The following is a 16,815-nucleotide window of genomic DNA, read 5'->3' as shown; positions in this document are numbered from 1 at the left end:
TCTAGTTCCCTATATTGGCGTCGCAGCGCTTGTAGGTCTCGGGTGCTTCCTCGCGGTTGGAGTGAGACACCTCGAAGCCGTCCTCGTTCTCGTGCTTGGTGAAAACGTAGGTCTCGGGCGTGATAGACGCGCCTTCGCTGCAGATCATGAACGCGAGCCACGAGCTGCCCGGCTCGTGCTCGAACACCTTGGTGAACTCGCAGCCGCCTTCCCAGCTGTGAAAGCCTTCGGCATCGAGCAGCTCGGGCACGGTGCTGACGTTCTTCTCCGTGCCGGACTCGATCTTCCTCAGTTTCGCGCACTGCTCGTCAGTGGCGTACTGGCCAGTGAGAAAAGTAGCGCGATCTTTGGCTTCGGCAGCCGCCGTTGCGAAGACGGCAAGGGCGAGCGTGAGGAACAGTGTGCGGATTTTCATGTGCGGATCAGATCTCATCAGACCGAGCGGCCTCTCTCGGCCTCGGCGCGGGCTTTGTTGATGTGGTAGGAGCGGCGAGAGTAGTAGAGGCTCACGAGCCCGAAGAGGATCGAGAGCGGCGCGTTGACCTGCTCGGCCAACTCGCGGGCGCGGAGCAGATAGGCGGGGGTGTCGCTCACCGCCTGGGGCGAAAGCGAGCGAGCTCCGGTGCTGCCCTCCTCGCGGGGGACGGCGAGAACCAAGAGACCTGTCGCGATCAGAGCGACGGCGAGCAACGCAAATATCTTCGACATTTCCGAGTCTCCGCTTTGTTCTCCTGGGACGCGCGCGCCGGGAAGCGGCCGTTCCGCTATTCGACGACCTTCGGCACGACGAAATAGTGGTCATCGACCATCGGCGCGTTCTTCACGATCTGGTCGGCAATCTCGCCGTCGGTCACCCGATCCTCGCGCTTCTTGAGCTCCTGCGCCACGACCCGGGTCATGGGCTCGACGTTGGAGGTGTCGATCTCGTCTAACTGCTCTACCCAGTTCAAGATTCCGGACAATTCCCCCTCAAGGCTCTTGGCTTCCTCGTCGGTGATCTTGATGCGTGCCAGGCGCGCGATGCGCCGCACGGTCTTCTCGTCAACCTGCATGGGTTCCGCTCGAGTTATTCAAGGAACGGCGGCCGGGCAGCCGCGTGTTCCTCATAGCGGGCTCGCCCTATCCATGCAACATCGGCCGATCCCCGCCCGGCCGGGCCTGCTTCCGGTCAATCCCTAGTGCCGCTTGCGGTATTGGGACAGGAAGGGACCCAGAACATCCGAGGAATCGTCCGTCCAGGGCCTGAGCGTGGGCTCGGGAAGATTGCGCGCGCCGGGAATTGCCCGGAACTGATCCACAGCCTGCCAGCTCTTGCCGAACACCACCACGGTCGAGCCGGTCATCCGGTAGCCGTCGTCCGAAGAGTCCTCGATCACGAGGCCATGCAGCCCGCCGACCGTCGGCAGGGTGGCAGCGAGCACCTGCTCCAGATCGAGATACCGGTTGGAGATGTGCAGCACCACCACGCCATCCGGCTTGATCTTGGCGGCGTAGAGGCGCAGCGCCTCGGCCGTCAGCAGGTGCATGGGAATGGCGTCGGAGGAGAACGCGTCCACGATCAGGAGATCGTAGCTGTCGTCCTGCTCCCTGGCGAAGGTGAGGCGCGCGTCGCCCAGCACGATGTCCGCGTTCGGCTGGCAGTTGAGGAGGAAGGTGAACGACTTGGACTTGGCGATGCCGACGACCACCGGATCGATCTCAAAAAAGCGCCACTTCTCCCCCGATGCGGAGTGACAGGCGAGCGAGCCCGCGCCGAGACCGATGACACCGAAGCGGGCTTCCCGCTGGGTGATGGCGGCGAGCATCCCCGTAAGGCGCACCGCCGAGGCCATGGGGCCGCGGGCATGGTAGTACGTGGCGGGCGTGGTGCTGGCGACGACATTGCCAGCTTCATCGCGAATGCGTTGGGCGCCGTGCAGCGTGGTTCCGTGCTGAAGCACGTTGAACTGGCCATCGTCGGACTGGATCACCCTGTAGACGCCGAAATAGCTGCGCTGCGCCTCGCCCCGGTGCACGCCCGACGGCAGCAGCGTCACCACCAGATAGAGCCCCAACGCGATCGCCAGCAGATGCGGGGGATAGCGAACGAGGATGACTGCCAGCACCGCGAGCGCGGCCGCGATGCCGGCCGTGGATCCCCAGCCGCCGAATCCGATCTGATAGGTGTAGGCAACAGATGGCCCCCAGGCGATCAGCGCAGCAATGACAGCGACGACCACGAGCAGCAGCACCTGCGATTTACGGCTTTGCGTCGCGAGGTCGAGGGCGCCCGGCCGGCAGGCGAAGCTGAGGGCCAGCAGCAAGGGATATTCGAACACCTCGGGGAAGATCTGAGGCGCGATAAGGGCGGCAAACACGCCGCCAAGCACGCCGCCGAGCGACATCAACAGGTAGAATTCTGTCAGATGGCGGGCGTCGGGACGCGCCTCGTAGAGCGTGCGGTGGGCGACGAGTGTCGCGGTGACGAACGCCGCGATTCCGAAGCCTGCGGCGTAGAACCAGGTTTCCTTCTCCGTCTGCGCGAGTTGCAGCAGGGCCAGGACGACAGCCACGGCATGAAGAGCGAGCAGGAGCGGCCGCGGGATCAGCGCACGCTCGCGGAAGACGACGACGAAGGTCGCGAGATAAAGCGCGAGCGGAATGACCCAGATGAGCGGCGCGGATGCGACATCGGTCGCCACGTGCGTCGTGAAGGCAGTGAGCAGCGCGGACGGCACCAGCGCGAGGCCAACCCACGAAAGGCGGGTTCGCCACGTAGGCTCGGGACGCGCGGCTGCGACAGGCGCGGCCACCTCGACGTGCTGTCCCGCAGAGGGCACAGCTTTACGCACCATCACGAAGCACACGGCCAGCGCGACGACGAGGAAGGCAAAACCGAAGGCCCAGAGCGTCGCGAGCGCGCGGAGGCCGAAGGCCGGCTCGAACAGGAAGGGATAGCCGAGAAGCGCCAGCAGGCTTCCGAGATTCGATGCGGCATAGAGAAAATAGGGATCGGCGCTGTCGCTGCGGCCCGTTCTCGCGAACCAGGCCTGGAGCAGCGGCGCGTTGGCCGAAACCGCAACGAAAGGAAGGCCGATGGCGACGGCAAAAAGGCCGAGCTGCCAGAGGTACGGGTCACCCGCCGGCGGCTCCGACCATCCCGCCGGGATCGCGATCGGCAGGGAGAGGAAGGCGAGCGCCGAGATCGCGAGATGCACGAAGCCGGTTGATTGCGCGGGCACATGGCGCACCAGGAGATGCGCGTAACCGTAGCCGACCAGCAGGGCGCCCTGGAAAAACAGAAGTGCCACGGCCCACACCGACGGCGCGCCACCCAGAAGCGGCAGCACCATCTTGGCAAACATCGGCTGGATGGAGAAAAGCAGGAAAGCGGACAGGAACGTGGTCGCCGTGAAGATCCAGCGCACGCCCCACGCGGACTTGCCGGAGCTTTCGGGTTCAGAGCCGGCCGCGTGGCTTTCGGAAGCTGTCGTCACAATCCCTCCGGTCCGGTGTCCAGTCGCGGCGGACCATAGACGGGAAGCATCCGTCTGTCAGGGGGCGCGGCTGAACGGTCTTTCCTTACGGGAGGCTTACCGTTAACTGAAGCGATCGCAACCGCCGCCGCAGCGCCCCACCGCGCGCAGCACACTTCGAGGCTCATTCATGACCGATGACGGCAAACCCGCGCAGAGGGGCGTCACAGTAGGCGACGTCGAGGCTTTCGCGGATCTCATCGTGCCGGGGCGGCTAATCGGCATCGACGCGGGCACCAAGACGCTCGGCCTCGCATTGAGCGACGTGACGCGCACCATCGCGTCGGCGCTCGAAACGATCCGGCGCACGAAGTTCAGCGTGGACGTGAAGCGGCTGCTCGATCTTGCGAGCGAGCACGCGATTGCCGGTTTCGTGCTCGGGCTTCCGGCGAACCTGGATGGAAGCGAGGGCCCCCGCGCACAGGCGACACGGGCCTTCGCGCGCAATGTCAACGCGCTCTCGCCGCTTCCCATTCTGCTTTGGGATGAGCGCCTTACGACGGTGGAAGCCGAGCGCATGCTGATCGAGGCGGATACCAGCCGGAAGCGGCGCGCTGATGTGATCGACAAGCTCGCCGCCACGTTGATCCTGCAGGGCGCGCTCGACCGGATGCGGCGCATACCGCGCTGATCCGGCGCACTCATCCACTTCGGGGGGCCGCACCATCTCATGTTGGTCAAAGTCGGGTCGCACCTGCGCCGCAATACTTGCGGACAGTGTCACCCGAACCGGAGCCCGCGCGTGCTGCGGGCTGCTTTCCGGCTGGATGACCACCGATGCGCAGCAAAGCAAAGCCTTCGGACCTCTCCCTCGGCACTCCGTTGGCGGGCGTAGACCGCGACATCGACATGCTGGTGGACCGCTTCGACGCCGCGCGCCGCCGCAGCGTGCGCCGTCTCGTTTCAACCTCCCCCCGCCTGGCGGATCTCGCCATTTCGTTTCCCGCCGCCGTCTATGCGCTCGCAAGCCGGCAAGGGGCACAGCGGCGGCGGCAGAAAGCGCTTCAACTCACGATCGAAGGCGCGCCGCTTCGCGATGTCGCGGTAGCGCTCGATCTGCCGTTGTGGCTGCGGCGGCTTCCGCCGGAAGCCTTCGCGGGCCGTTTCGGCGCTCTCCCGCGCTCTGACCTCTTCGCGCGGCGTATCGCGAACCACCTTCCCACCTCCGCGGAAGACAGCGCGTTCTGGCTGAGGTCGGTCATCTTCGGCGTACAAGCTTGTGACGACTACTTTGCGCTGTGGCTCGCCCAGCAAGCCGTGTTCATGGAGCCCGCCGATCCCGCACATCTGTTCGGCCTGCTGGCTGCTTACGCGTGGTTTTCCAATTTCGACCAGTCGCGTGCGCACGGCCTCATCGTTGTTCCGTGGCGCCCGGAAATGGCCCTCGACACAGCGGCTTGCGCGGCAAAGAGCTGGCTCAACCGCATGCGTCTCGTGCTGCAACTCCGCAAGGGCGTGCTGACGGATCCGTGGCTCGAGCCGGGCGAAGCGCGCGGCTACACGTTCGTGCCGCTGCTCGATCACAGCGCCATCCTGGCGGAAGCACATGCCATGCAGAACTGTGCGGACCAGTATGCCGACCGTCTGGCTCGCGACAAATGCCGCCTTTTCTCGGTGCGCAGACGCGGCACAAGGATCGCTACGCTCGAGATCGGCCCGCACCCGAGAGAGGCCGGCGTGCTTGCAATCTCGCAACTGAAGGCCCGCCATAACCTGCCCGCCAGTACCGAAACCTGGCAAGCGTCGCACGCATGGCTCGGCTCACAGAAGGATCTCAAACGCATGACGAATGGCGCCGCGCCGGAGCGGCCATTCGATGCGGATGCCTGGAATGCTCTTATTGCGGCATATCGCCTGAGAAAAGACGGCGCACCTTGGCTTCCCGATCATCCGAGTAAAGAAACTTTTGCTGCGGTTGAAAGTGGCATCGCGGAACTCGCGCGGCGCGCAGGCATTACATCCTGGCTGTTTACTTGACGAAGTTCACATCGACGACGATGTCGCAAAACACTGCATTTGCAGTGCACGTGACCACTCGTCACGCAGACAAACATCTCGAACAATTGTCTTCGTGTGCCCATTCTTCGAAGCGACGTCCCAATGTGGGTACGGACAGACGTTCAATCAATAGCGAAAGGGACCGAAAGCTCCCTCACCTTTCGTCCTATTCAAGATGATATTCTGCGGGAGCATATTCAGGTTCGTGAGTTTCCAGGAACGTACGACGTGCACGACCGATCCTGCATCGCGCGGGATTTTCTGCATGTGAAGCTCCCCGTCGTCCTCGAATCCCACAACCCCAGCAAGAAGGACTGGCAAGGAAATGAAACACGATGCTGGAGACGACAAAATGTCGTCGGCACTGCACTTACTGCATCGAGCCGGGCAGTGTGCAGATGAAATGTTCGCCGTGAGCGTTGGCGAGGTGGGTCTCACGCCCCGCCAGTATGCGGTGATGACGGCAATTGCCAACAGCGAAGAACCGAGCCAGACGACGCTCGTCGAACGCACGGGTATCGACCGTTCGACGATGGCCGACATCGTGCGCCGCCTGACGTCGCGCGGTCTCGTTCAGCGCCGCCGCACGCGCCGCGACGCTCGCCGCTATGCCGTCCGCCTTACCGACAAGGGCGAAGGCGCGCTCCGTCTTGCCGAGCCGGCCGCGCGCTCCACCGACGAGCAGATCCTGTCTGCCCTCGCTCCCACCCAGCGCGACGCATTCCTGCGCTCGCTGACGCGCATCGTGCTCGCCGTCGAGCCGCAGAGCCCTTCGCGGGGTGGCCGGTAAGGCGTGCTTCGTCCGACGTGCGCGGCATCATCGGGGCCCGCGCACGCTGCCGGACCAAGAGCGGCGTCGAGGACGTGAGCCGCACGTTTCCAGCGCGTTTCGCGCATCCGGGCTTGCCGCCCGCATCGTCCTCTAGAGATTCAAAATTCTGAACTTTGCATCGGTCTCGGGTCCATGTGTCCTGGGACCGCGCAAGCGGGGGCAGGCTTCGTCAGACGCTGGCTCCCGGCCACCTTTCTCATCGGAAACCCGCTTCACACTTTTCCGGAAGCACGTGTTCACGCCCGTGCTTCTTGCCGGAAAACCGCTTCACACTTTTCCGGAAGCACGTGTTCACGCCCGTGCTTCTCGCCGGAAAACCGCTTCACACTTTTCCGGAAGCACGTGTTCACGCCCGTGCTTCTCGCCGGAAAACCGCTTCACACTTTTCCGGAAGCACTCTAGCTTTGCCCCACTTTTCAGGGGTGATACGGGGCGGGCACATTATGCTCAGACATGTCGGCGTCCTTTCGTTCGGCAGCGCCTTGCTGGCGTGCCTGGTGATGGCGGCTCCGGCTGCCTTCGCGGGCGGCGCTGGCGGCAACACCGTCCTGATCCCCCCGCCGCTCTCTACGACCGAAACCGCCACCGCGTATCTTCTGCCGACCATCGTGGGCTACCTGCTGGGGTCCATTCCCTTCGGGCTGCTGCTCACGCGCTTGGCCGGACTGGGCGACATCCGCTCCATCGGCTCCGGCAACATCGGTGCGACCAACGTATTGAGAACCGGCAACAAGGGGCTTGCCGCGCTGACGCTGCTGCTCGATGCGCTGAAGGGCACCGCCGCCGTTCTCCTGGGCTACCGGCTCGGCGCGCGGTTCGGGCTCGCGATTGACGGCGCGCTGCTTGCGGGCCTTGCCGCGTTCCTCGGCCATCTCTTTCCCGTCTGGCTCGGCTTCAAGGGCGGCAAGGGCGTCGCGACCTACATCGGTGTCGTGGGGGGCCTGTTGTGGCCCGGAGCGTTGATCTTCTGCGCAGTCTGGCTGCTCACGGCCTTTACGACGCGCTACTCCTCCCTTTCCGCGCTTGCCGCGAGCGTCATCACCCCACTCGCCTTGTTCGCGCTCGGCCATGTACCCGAGGCCCTGTTCGCGTTGCCGATGTCGCTGTTGCTCATCTGGAAACATTCGGCCAACATCAGCCGGCTTCTGAAGGGAGAGGAGCCCAAGATCGGTGCCAAAGCGTGATACGCCGACGCTCTTCACTCCCGCGCCGTTACCCGTCTCGCGGCTCGACGACGCGGAACGTCTCGCGTGTCTGCGCCTCATCCGCTCGAGCCAAGTCGGCCCGGTCACGTTTCGCGAGCTGATCAACCACTTCGGCGGCGCCGCAAATGCGCTCAAGGCGTTGCCGTCTTTCGCTCGGCGTGCGGGGCGAGCGGTCGAGATCTGCCCCGAGGAAGACGCCGTTGCCGAGCTTCGGGCTGCACGGAAAGTCGGTGCTCGTCCGGTGTTCACGATCGAACCCGGCTATCCGCCCGCGCTCGCCGCCGTCGATGCGCCCCCGCCGCTGCTCTACGTAAAGGGACGGCCGGAGCTGCTGGCTGCCCCGTGCGTCGCAATCGTCGGCTCGCGGCAGGCTTCGGCCGCCGGCACGAAGCTCTCCCGCCTCTTTGCACGGGAGCTCGCGGAGGGCGGCCTCGTCATCGTGTCAGGGCTTGCACGCGGCATCGACGCGGCCGCGCACGAGGCGAGCCTGGCCTACGGCACTGTTGCCGTGCTCGCGGGCGGCGTGGACATCATCTATCCGCCGGAGCACGAGACGCTTCAGGCCCGCATCGGAGAGGAAGGCTGCCTGCTGACAGAGCAGCCGCCGGGCTTCGTTCCCCGCGCCAAGGATTTCCCGCGCCGCAACCGGCTGATCTCCGGCATCTCGCTCGGCGTGATCGTCATCGAAGCGGCGCGGCGTTCGGGCACTCTGGTCACGGCACGCTTCGCGGGTGAGCAGGGCCGCGAGGTCTTCGCCGTGCCGGGACACCCTCTGGATCCCCGCGCAGAGGGCACGAACCAACTCCTCAAATCAGGTGCGACCCTCGTCACCGAGCCGCGTGACGTGCTCGATGTGCTGGCCCCTCAACTCGCACGACAACACAAGGGGTTGACGGAAGATCGCCTGGCCAGCTTCACCCCTGAACCCGCGCCCGAGCCTCAGACGACGCGCGCATCCGAGCCTGGAGATCGGGAACGCGAGCGGGTGCTGGCCGCACTCGGCCCCAACCCCATCGATATCGACGAGGTCGTTCGCGCGACGGCGCTTGACGCTCGGGAGGTGCGCATTGTCCTCATGGAACTGGATCTTGCCGGCGAAATTGCACGCCATGGTTCGCAAATGGTGTCACGGGCCGTCAGGTAGGCGCCCGTGTCTACCGCGCATCCTTGGCGCGCAACCGGGCTTCGGTATTGGCTAAATCGAGCAGTCCCGCCAAGGTTTCGAGCCTGTTGTTGCGCGCCATATCTCTCAACTCTATAATAAGATCAGCCATGTACTCAATCTGCGCTCTAATTTGAGATGCAGACCCTCCATTGGCGGGTATTTTTTCACTGTGGCTAATCTTCAACGGCGTTCCCCTACTTGCCGATCGTCTTCTGAATTTTAAGTTCCCGCGCGAGACGTCCAACACGTTAACGCAACTTTAGGGCGAATCAAGATCATTTTTATGCAATCTTAGATTTTATACAGGTTGCCTCTCCCGCCCGCCTTCGCCCCCTCCTCGCCTTGACACTCCGGCGTGCTGACCTCTAGAACCCCGGATCGTCTGGCACTCCACTCGTTACAGTGCCATCGACAGATCGCGCTGAGCCGCGCGGCCTCCCCCAAGCCCCTACTGGAGTTCAAATTTCTCATGAAGTTTCGTCCCCTGCACGATCGCGTCGTCGTCAAGCGCGTGGATAGCGAAACCAAGACCTCGGGCGGCATCATCATCCCCGATACCGCGACCGAAAAGCCCCAGCAGGGCGAGGTTCTGGCCGCCGGTCCGGGCACGCGCGACGAAACCGGCAAGCTCGTGCCGCTCGACATCAAGGCGGGCGACAAGGTGCTGTTCGGCAAGTGGAGCGGCACGGAGGTGAAGATCGACGGCACAGACGTCCTGATCCTCAAGGAAAGCGACATTCTCGGCGTGATCGAGAAGTAAGCGCGACGCCTGCGCAACCTCGACGGCAAGGGCCCCGAACACTCGCGGCCCGCCGTTCGTTTTCGGCCTTTTTCCGTTTCCCTCACATCGGAGCTTGCCATCATGGCTGCCAAAGACGTCCGCTTTTCCGCCGATGCCCGCGAGAAGATTCTGCGCGGTGTCGACATCCTTGCCAACGCCGTCAAAGTGACCCTCGGCCCCAAGGGCCGCAACGTCGTGATCGAGCGCAGCTTCGGCGCGCCGCGCACCACCAAGGACGGCGTCTCAGTCGCCAAGGAGATCGAGCTCGAGGACCGGCTCGAGAACATGGGCGCGCAGATGGTGCGCGAAGCCGCCCAGAAGACCAACGACCTTGCCGGTGACGGCACCACCACCGCTTGCGTGCTGACCCAGGCCATCGTGCGCGAAGGCCTCAAGGCGGTCGCTGCGGGCATGAACCCGATGGACCTGAAGCGCGGCATCGAGAAGGCCGTCGTGCAGGTGATCGAGGAGATCGGCAAGAAGTCGAAGAAGGTCAAGAACTCCGCCGAGATCGCGCAGGTCGGCACCATCTCCGCCAACGGCGAGAAGGCGATCGGCGAGATGATCGCGGAAGCGATGCAGAGGGTCGGCAACGAAGGCGTCATCACCGTCGAGGAGGCCAAGAGCCTCGAGACCGAGCTGGACGTCGTCGAGGGTATGCAGTTCGATCGCGGCTACCTCTCGCCCTACTTCATCACCAACGCCGACAAGATGATCGCGGAGCTGGACGACCCCTACATCCTCATCCACGAGAAGAAGCTGTCGAGCCTGCAGTCGCTGCTGCCGGTGCTCGAAGCCGTCGTTCAGACCGGCAAGCCGCTCCTCATCATCGCTGAAGAGGTCGAGGGTGAGGCGCTGGCCACGCTCGTCGTCAACAAGCTGCGCGGCGGCCTCAAGATCGCGGCCGTCAAGGCTCCGGGCTTCGGCGATCGCCGCAAGGCCATGCTGGAGGACATCGCCGTTCTCACCCGCGGCCAGACCATCAGCGAGGATCTCGGCATCAAGCTCGAGAACGTTACGCTCGACATGCTCGGCCGCGCCAAGCGCGTCTCGATCACGAAGGACAACACCGTGATCGTCGACGGCGCTGGAAAGAAGAAGGAGATCGAGGCCCGCGTCAGCCAGATCAAGGCGCAGATCGAGGAGACCTCGTCCGACTACGATCGCGAGAAGCTGCAGGAGCGCCTTGCGAAGCTTGCCGGCGGCGTGGCCGTCATCAAGGTCGGCGGCGCCACCGAGGTGGAAGTGAAGGAGCGCAAGGATCGCGTCGACGACGCGCTCAACGCGACCCGCGCGGCCGTCGAGGAAGGCGTGGTGCCGGGCGGCGGCGTGGCCCTTCTCAAGGCCACGAACGCCATCTCGGTCAAGGGTGACAACGACGACCAGACCGCGGGCATCGCCATCGTGAAGCGCGCGCTGCAGGCTCCGATCCGCCAGATCGCCGAGAACGCCGGCACCGAAGGCTCCATCGTCGTCGGCCGCGTGCTGGAGGGCAAGGGCGCCAACTTCGGCTACGACGCCCAGGCCGACGAGTACGGCGATCTGATCGAGAAGGGCATCATCGACCCGGCCAAGGTCGTGCGCACCGCTCTCCAGGATGCCGCGTCGATCGCGAGCCTCCTCATCACGACGGAAGCGGCCATTGCCGAAGCACCGAAGAAGGACGCGGCCCCCTCGGCTGGTCCGGTCGGCGGCGGCTTCGACATGTAAAGCGCACTCGCGCCACCTTACGGACAAAACGCCCGCGGAAGTTCGCTTCCGCGGGCGTTTTGCTGTCTGAGACATGTCAGGAAAACCAATCCTTAAGATCAGTTTTTCTTATCGTATTTATTCGACAATAATATTTGTTCTTATGTCATCGGTGCGCTACTTGTCTGGAACAACTCTAAACAGGCGAGTACATAATGAGGAAGCCAACGCCGACGACGCGCGCCGATGCGCCGGTCGCGGATATTCGGGATGTGCGGACCATGGCTCCGCTCCGCCCCTCCGCTTCCAGGACGATGGAACGCTCGATCGTCAGCGCCGCCAGCGCATCAGGGAGCACCACCGTCTAAAGCCCCCCGTGATGAGCTCGTCATGACCGCCGTCACCCTGCCACGGCAATATCGCCGAAGAGCCTTTGCCTAGACCCGCGCGAAGGACGGCAGCCTGGATTTCGCACCAACTCCAACAGACTTACCGGACACGATCGGAGAAAAACATGGACGCAAAAACGGATGACAAGGGCCCGGGCAAGTGCCCGGTGGCACACGGGGCTAGCCTCGCCTCAAGCACCGCGATGAGATCGAACCGGGACTGGTGGCCGAACCAGTTGAACCTCAAGATCCTCCATCAGCACTCCGCCCTCTCCGATCCCATGGGAGAGGCTTTCAACTACGCCGAGGAATTCCAGAAGCTCGACTACGAGGCCCTGAAGAAGGACCTTCGCGCGCTGATGACGGAGTCGCAGGACTGGTGGCCGGCTGACTTCGGCCACTACGGGCCCCTCTTCATCCGCATGGCCTGGCACAGCGCCGGCACCTACCGTACCGGCGACGGGCGTGGCGGCGCCGGTGCAGGCCAGCAGCGTTTCGCGCCGCTCAACAGCTGGCCGGACAACGTCAGCCTCGACAAGGCCCGGCGCCTGCTGTGGCCGCTCAAGCAGAAGTACGGCAAGAAGATCTCGTGGGCCGATCTCATGATCCTCGCGGGCAACGTCGCGCTGGAGTCGATGGGCTTCAAGACCTTCGGCTTCGCGGGCGGTCGCGCGGACGTGTGGGAGCCCGAGGAAGACGTCTATTGGGGCAGCGAAACCGCCTGGCTCGCGACCAGCGACAAACCCAACAGCCGCTATTCGGGCGACCGTGACCTCGAGAACCCGCTTGCCGCCGTGCAGATGGGCCTCATCTACGTCAACCCGGAAGGCCCCGACGGCAATCCGGACCCGATCGCAGCGGCCAAGGATATCCGCGAGACCTTCGCGCGCATGGCGATGAACGACGAGGAGACCGTCGCGCTCATCGCGGGCGGCCATACGTTTGGCAAGACCCATGGCGCGGCCGCGGCCTCCCATTGCGGCCCCGAGCCCGAGGCAGCCGGCCTTGAGGAGCAGGGCCTCGGCTGGAAGAACAGCTTCGGCACCGGCAAGGGCGGCGACACGATCACCAGCGGTCTCGAGGTCACCTGGACCACGACGCCGACGAAGTGGAGCAACAATTTCTTCTGGAACCTGTTCGGCTACGAATGGGAGCTGACGAAGAGCCCGGCTGGCGCGCATCAGTGGACGCCGAAGCATGGCATGGGCGCCAACACGGTGCCGGACGCGCACGACCCCTCGAAGCGTCATGCGCCGTCCATGCTGACCACGGACCTCTCGCTGCGCTTCGACCCGGCCTACGAGAAGATCTCGCGGCGCTTCTTCGAGAACCCGGATCAGTTCGCGGATGCCTTCGCGCGCGCCTGGTTCAAGCTCACCCACCGCGATATGGGGCCGCGTTCCCGTTATCTCGGCCCGGAGATTCCGGCGGAGGAACTGGTCTGGCAGGACCCCGTTCCTGCGGTCGACCACGCGCTGATCGATGCGAGCGACGTCTCCGCGCTCAAGGCGAAGATCCTCGCATCGGGCCTCTCGATCTCGGATCTCGTCTCGACGGCGTGGGCATCTGCCTCGACCTTCCGCGGTTCCGACAAGCGCGGCGGCGCGAACGGCGCTCGCATCCGTCTTGCTCCGCAGAAGGACTGGGAGGTCAACCAGCCCGCTCAGCTCGCAACCGTGCTGCAGAAGCTCGAAGCGATCCAGAAGGAGTTCAACGCCTCGCAGTCCGGCGGGAAGAAGGTCTCGCTCGCCGACCTGATCGTTCTCGGCGGCAACGCCGCAGTCGAGCAGGCCGCGAAGAAGGCCGGGCTCGCCGTCGACGTTCCGTTCACGCCCGGGCGCACCGATGCGTCGCAGGAGCAGACGGATGTCGACTCCTTCTCCGTGCTCGAGCCTATCGCGGACGGCTTCCGCAACTACCTCAAGGGCAAGTACACGGTCTCGGCGGAGGAGCTTCTGGTCGACAAGGCGCAGTTGCTGACGCTCACGGCTCCTGAGATGACGGTTCTCGTCGGCGGCCTGAGGGTGCTCGGCGCGAATGCCGGGAAGTCCACGCATGGCGTCTTCACCAAGCAGCCCGAGACGCTGACGAACGACTTCTTCGTCAACCTGCTCGACATGGCAACGGCGTGGCAGCCGGTTTCGGACGCCCGGGACCTTTACGAGGGACGCGACCGCGCGACGGGCGATCTCAAGTGGACGGGCACGCGCGTGGACCTGATCTTCGGCTCGCACTCCCAGCTTCGTGCGATTGCAGAGGTCTACGGCTCGGCCGATGCGAAGGACAAGTTCGTGAAGGACTTCGTGGCGGCGTGGAACAAGGTCATGAACGCCGACCGCTTCGATCTCGCCTGATCCCTGGCGAAAGACTCAACAAATGCGGAGCGGCGTTTCGAGATCGAAACGCCGCTCTTTTCTTTTGCGCCGCTTTCCACGCTGCGACGATTGCCCCCGATCGCGAGGCGCGACGGCGATGTCGCAATTCCGGGCGGATCTGATATGATGGCGTCGTCATTGGAAACGGGTGCCATGCCTTACGTCACCGTCCCGCCGCGGGACCTCAATCCAGGCTGTCTCATCGCAGGTGCTTAGCCCTGGCCGGGCCTTCGCGCGCCGAGGCCAGGGATACCCGTTCTCTCACCCCAATCTGAACATTACCGAGGCCGGGCCGCAACGCGCCCAGGCCCGATTGAGGTTGCCTATGACAAGCCTGCAATTGATCTCCAAAGACCACGTCTATCTCGAAACCCTGCTCCACGCGCAGCAGCGTGACACGCCGTTCTCCCAGCTCTTGAGGCGGAAGCTCGAAACGGCGGAGGTGGTGCTTCCCGAGTTGCTCGATCCCCAGACGGCCACCATCGACAGCCAGGTCACGTTCAGCGTCGGCGGGGGAAGCAGCGAGCATCGCGTGCTGACGCGCCAGGAGCAGGATCGCGCGCCGGGGCCGGCCGTGCCGCTTCCGGTCACGACGATGCGCGGCCTCGCACTGCTCGGACTCAAAGCGGGAGATATTTTCGCACTCAGGACGGAGAGCGGCATCATCGAGCCGTTGCGTCTCGAGAAGGTCATCCAGCCTTTGCAGTGGAGCCTCGGCCGCCAGAAGAAGGACAAGTCGGTCGTGGCGTTCCCGCCGCCGACGGCTGCGATGCGCCATCCGGCACCGACTACTGAGCCCGAGGATGACGATCCGGGCCCTCAGGCGGCCTGAGGCTGCTCCCTCGAGCCTTTTAGCGCCCTATTCGGCGGCGTCCTTGATGAAGCCGCCGGATTGGCGTGCCCAGAGGCTTGCGTAGATGCCACCTTTGCGAAGCAGTTCCGCGTGGGTTCCCTGCTCGACGATGCGGCCGCTGTCCATGATCACGAGGCGGTCCATGGCGGCGATGGTCGACAGACGGTGCGCGATGGCGATGACGGTCTTCCCCGCCATCAGCTCATCCAGGCTCTCCTGGATGGCGGCCTCGACCTCGCTGTCGAGGGCGCTCGTGGCCTCGTCGAGGATCAGGATCGGCGCGTTCTTCAAGAGCACGCGCGCAATCGCGATGCGCTGGCGCTGGCCACCCGAGAGCTTGACGCCGCGCTCACCCACTTGCGCGTGGTAGCCGGTGCGTCCGCGCATATCCTCAAGGCCAGCGATGAAGTCATGGGCATGGGCGCGCTTCGCCGCAGCGATGGCGTCGGCCTCCACCGCCTCGGGGCGGCCGTAGAGGATGTTTTCGAGCACCGAGCGGTGCAGGAGCGACGTGTCCTGCGTCACGAGGCCGATGTTGGCGCGCAGGCTTTGCTGCGTGACGCCCGCGATGTCCTGGCCGTCGATCATGATGCGACCGGCCTCCACGTCGTAGAAGCGCAGCAACAGGTTCACGAGCGTGGACTTGCCCGCGCCCGAGCGTCCGACGATGCCGACCTTCTCGCCCGGCGCGATCCTGAGCGTCACGTCCTCGATCACGCTTTTGGTCTTGCCGTAGTGGAAGCGGACGTGATCGAACTCGATCTCGCCCTTGCTCACGACGAGGTCCTTCGCACCCGGCCGATCGGTGACCTCGTAGTCGCGCGAAATGGTCTGCATGCCCTCGTGCACGATGCCGATGTTCTCGAACACGCCCGAGACGGTGAACAGGATCCATCCCGACATGGCGATGATACGGATCGCCAGCGTCATCGCCGCGGCGATGGCGCCTATGGTCACCGCATCGTTGCTCCAGAGCCAGAGCGCGAACCCTGAGACGGAAACGAGCAGCGCGCCGTTGAGCGCGTAGAGCACGAACTCCATCACCGTGAGGTTTCTGAGAGAGGCCTGATGGCGCCTCAGATGCTCCGCCATGGCCTCGCGCGCGTAGCCCTCCTCGCGCTCGGCGTGGGCAAAGAGCTTGACGGTCAGCACGTTCGTGAAGCTGTCGACGACACGTCCGGTCAGCCAGGAGCGGGCCTCGGAGGCCTCCGTCGAAAGCTTCTGGATGCGGGGTACGAACACGGCGACCACGACGACATAGAGCGCGAGCCAGACGAGAAGCGGCACGACGAGGCGCGCATCGGCCTCCCAGAAGATGTAGAGGGCGCCAAGCACGTGGATCGTCATGTACCAGATGGCATCGACCGCCTGGACCACGGACTCGCGAAGGGCGGGGCCCGTCTGCATGATCCGCGTCGCGATGCGGCCTGCGAAATCGTTCTGGAAGAAGGCCAGCGACTGGCGAAGGACGTAGGTGTGCGTCTGCCAGCGGATGCGCGTCGTCACAGCCGGGCTGATCATCTGGTTTTTCACCAGATCGTGGATCGTGGAGCAGGCCGGGCGGGCGATCAGGGCGATGAACGCCATGAACAGCAACGTGCTGCCGTGGTCGGCGAAAAATGCCCTCGGGTTGGCAGCGTCGCGCATCATGTCGACGAGGCTGCCGACGAACGCCATGAGCATCACCTCGATCAGAGAGCCGAGGAAGCCCACGACCAGCAGCACGGCGAAGGGCGGCCAAACCGGGCGGATGTAATGCCAATAGAAAGCCGCTATCTTCTCGGGCGGGCGGCTGCCATCGCCTGGGGCAAACGGGTCTATCCGGCTCTCAAACCAACGGAACATGGGCTCGTTCTTGTCTCTCTTTGCAATCCGTGAGCCCGCTGCCGCTGCAAGCGCCGCAAACCCCTTCTCGTTTCTTCTGGATCGCGCTATGCGCTAACCCGCTATCGTGCCGGAAACAAGGCACCCCTTCGTCCACCCGACGCCCCTGAGAGATGGGCGCCTCACCAG

Annotated in this window: 14 protein-coding genes; 9 read left to right on the top strand and 5 right to left on the bottom strand. The window is 64.5% G+C overall.

Annotated elements, in window-relative coordinates; genetic code table 11:
* Nucleotide 1 precedes the first annotated feature (1 nt).
* The 4 genes from F812_RS25345 to F812_RS0107315 form a co-directional block, all read right to left on the bottom strand.
* On the bottom strand, nucleotides 2–415 hold the full coding sequence (locus F812_RS25345) for a hypothetical protein (RefSeq protein ID WP_020085315.1): 414 nt from the start codon (nucleotides 413–415) through the stop codon (nucleotides 2–4).
* Between the two features lie 17 nt (nucleotides 416–432).
* On the bottom strand, nucleotides 433–708 hold the full coding sequence (locus F812_RS0107325) for a hypothetical protein (RefSeq protein WP_020085314.1): 276 nt from the start codon (nucleotides 706–708) through the stop codon (nucleotides 433–435).
* 56 nt (nucleotides 709–764) lie between these two features.
* Nucleotides 765–1,052: an Asp-tRNA(Asn)/Glu-tRNA(Gln) amidotransferase subunit GatC gene (gene gatC, locus F812_RS0107320; RefSeq protein WP_020085313.1), complete on the bottom strand. Its 288-nt coding sequence runs from the start codon at nucleotides 1,050–1,052 to the stop codon at nucleotides 765–767.
* A 123-nt stretch (nucleotides 1,053–1,175) separates the two neighbouring features.
* Nucleotides 1,176–3,476 (bottom strand): fused MFS/spermidine synthase, encoded by a 2,301-nt coding sequence (locus tag F812_RS0107315; protein ID WP_020085312.1) that lies wholly within the window; start codon nucleotides 3,474–3,476, stop codon nucleotides 1,176–1,178.
* Between the two features lie 169 nt (nucleotides 3,477–3,645).
* On the opposite strand from F812_RS0107315, the gene ruvX reads away from it, so the two are divergent.
* The 9 genes from ruvX (at nucleotide 3,646) to F812_RS0107265 (ending at nucleotide 14,781) form a co-directional block, all read left to right on the top strand.
* Nucleotides 3,646–4,146, top strand: coding sequence for a Holliday junction resolvase RuvX (gene ruvX / locus F812_RS0107310; RefSeq protein ID WP_020085311.1), 501 nt, complete (start codon nucleotides 3,646–3,648; stop codon nucleotides 4,144–4,146).
* A 146-nt stretch (nucleotides 4,147–4,292) separates the two neighbouring features.
* Complete coding sequence (locus tag F812_RS23000) at nucleotides 4,293–5,492, top strand: PcfJ domain-containing protein (protein ID WP_020085310.1); 1,200 nt, start codon at nucleotides 4,293–4,295, stop codon at nucleotides 5,490–5,492.
* Between the two features lie 424 nt (nucleotides 5,493–5,916).
* Nucleotides 5,917–6,303 carry a MarR family winged helix-turn-helix transcriptional regulator gene (locus F812_RS22995; RefSeq protein WP_020085309.1) on the top strand — a complete coding sequence of 129 codons (387 nt, stop codon included), beginning with the start codon at nucleotides 5,917–5,919 and terminating at the stop codon, nucleotides 6,301–6,303.
* A 485-nt stretch (nucleotides 6,304–6,788) separates the two neighbouring features.
* A complete protein-coding gene (plsY, locus tag F812_RS0107295; protein ID WP_020085308.1) occupies nucleotides 6,789–7,529 on the top strand; it encodes a glycerol-3-phosphate 1-O-acyltransferase PlsY in 741 nt (246 codons plus the stop codon).
* Complete coding sequence (gene dprA, locus F812_RS0107290) at nucleotides 7,516–8,694, top strand: DNA-processing protein DprA (RefSeq protein WP_020085307.1); 1,179 nt, start codon at nucleotides 7,516–7,518, stop codon at nucleotides 8,692–8,694. Before plsY ends, dprA begins: the two co-directional genes overlap by 14 nt.
* A gap of 490 nt (nucleotides 8,695–9,184) precedes the next feature.
* On the top strand, nucleotides 9,185–9,475 hold the full coding sequence (locus F812_RS0107280; protein ID WP_020085305.1) for a co-chaperone GroES: 291 nt from the start codon (nucleotides 9,185–9,187) through the stop codon (nucleotides 9,473–9,475).
* Between the two features lie 102 nt (nucleotides 9,476–9,577).
* Complete coding sequence (groL, locus tag F812_RS0107275; RefSeq protein ID WP_020085304.1) at nucleotides 9,578–11,206, top strand: chaperonin GroEL; 1,629 nt, start codon at nucleotides 9,578–9,580, stop codon at nucleotides 11,204–11,206.
* Nucleotides 11,207–11,699: 493 nt separating this feature from the next.
* Nucleotides 11,700–13,928 carry a catalase/peroxidase HPI gene (gene katG, locus F812_RS0107270; protein WP_020085303.1) on the top strand — a complete coding sequence of 743 codons (2,229 nt, stop codon included), beginning with the start codon at nucleotides 11,700–11,702 and terminating at the stop codon, nucleotides 13,926–13,928.
* 346 nt (nucleotides 13,929–14,274) lie between these two features.
* Nucleotides 14,275–14,781 (top strand): GreA/GreB family elongation factor, encoded by a 507-nt coding sequence (locus F812_RS0107265; RefSeq protein ID WP_020085302.1) that lies wholly within the window; start codon nucleotides 14,275–14,277, stop codon nucleotides 14,779–14,781.
* 27 nt (nucleotides 14,782–14,808) lie between these two features.
* Here F812_RS0107265 and F812_RS0107260 read toward each other — a convergent pair whose 3' ends face one another.
* Nucleotides 14,809–16,647: an ABC transporter ATP-binding protein gene (locus tag F812_RS0107260; protein WP_020085301.1), complete on the bottom strand. Its 1,839-nt coding sequence runs from the start codon at nucleotides 16,645–16,647 to the stop codon at nucleotides 14,809–14,811.
* Nucleotides 16,648–16,815: the final 168 nt, after the last annotated feature.

The organism is Hyphomicrobium zavarzinii ATCC 27496 (assembly GCF_000383415.1).
Lineage (GTDB): Bacteria > Pseudomonadota > Alphaproteobacteria > Rhizobiales > Hyphomicrobiaceae > Hyphomicrobium_C > Hyphomicrobium_C zavarzinii.
The sequence above is the reverse complement of the archived record's forward strand: the minus strand, read 5'-3'. Positions and strand labels throughout refer to the sequence as shown.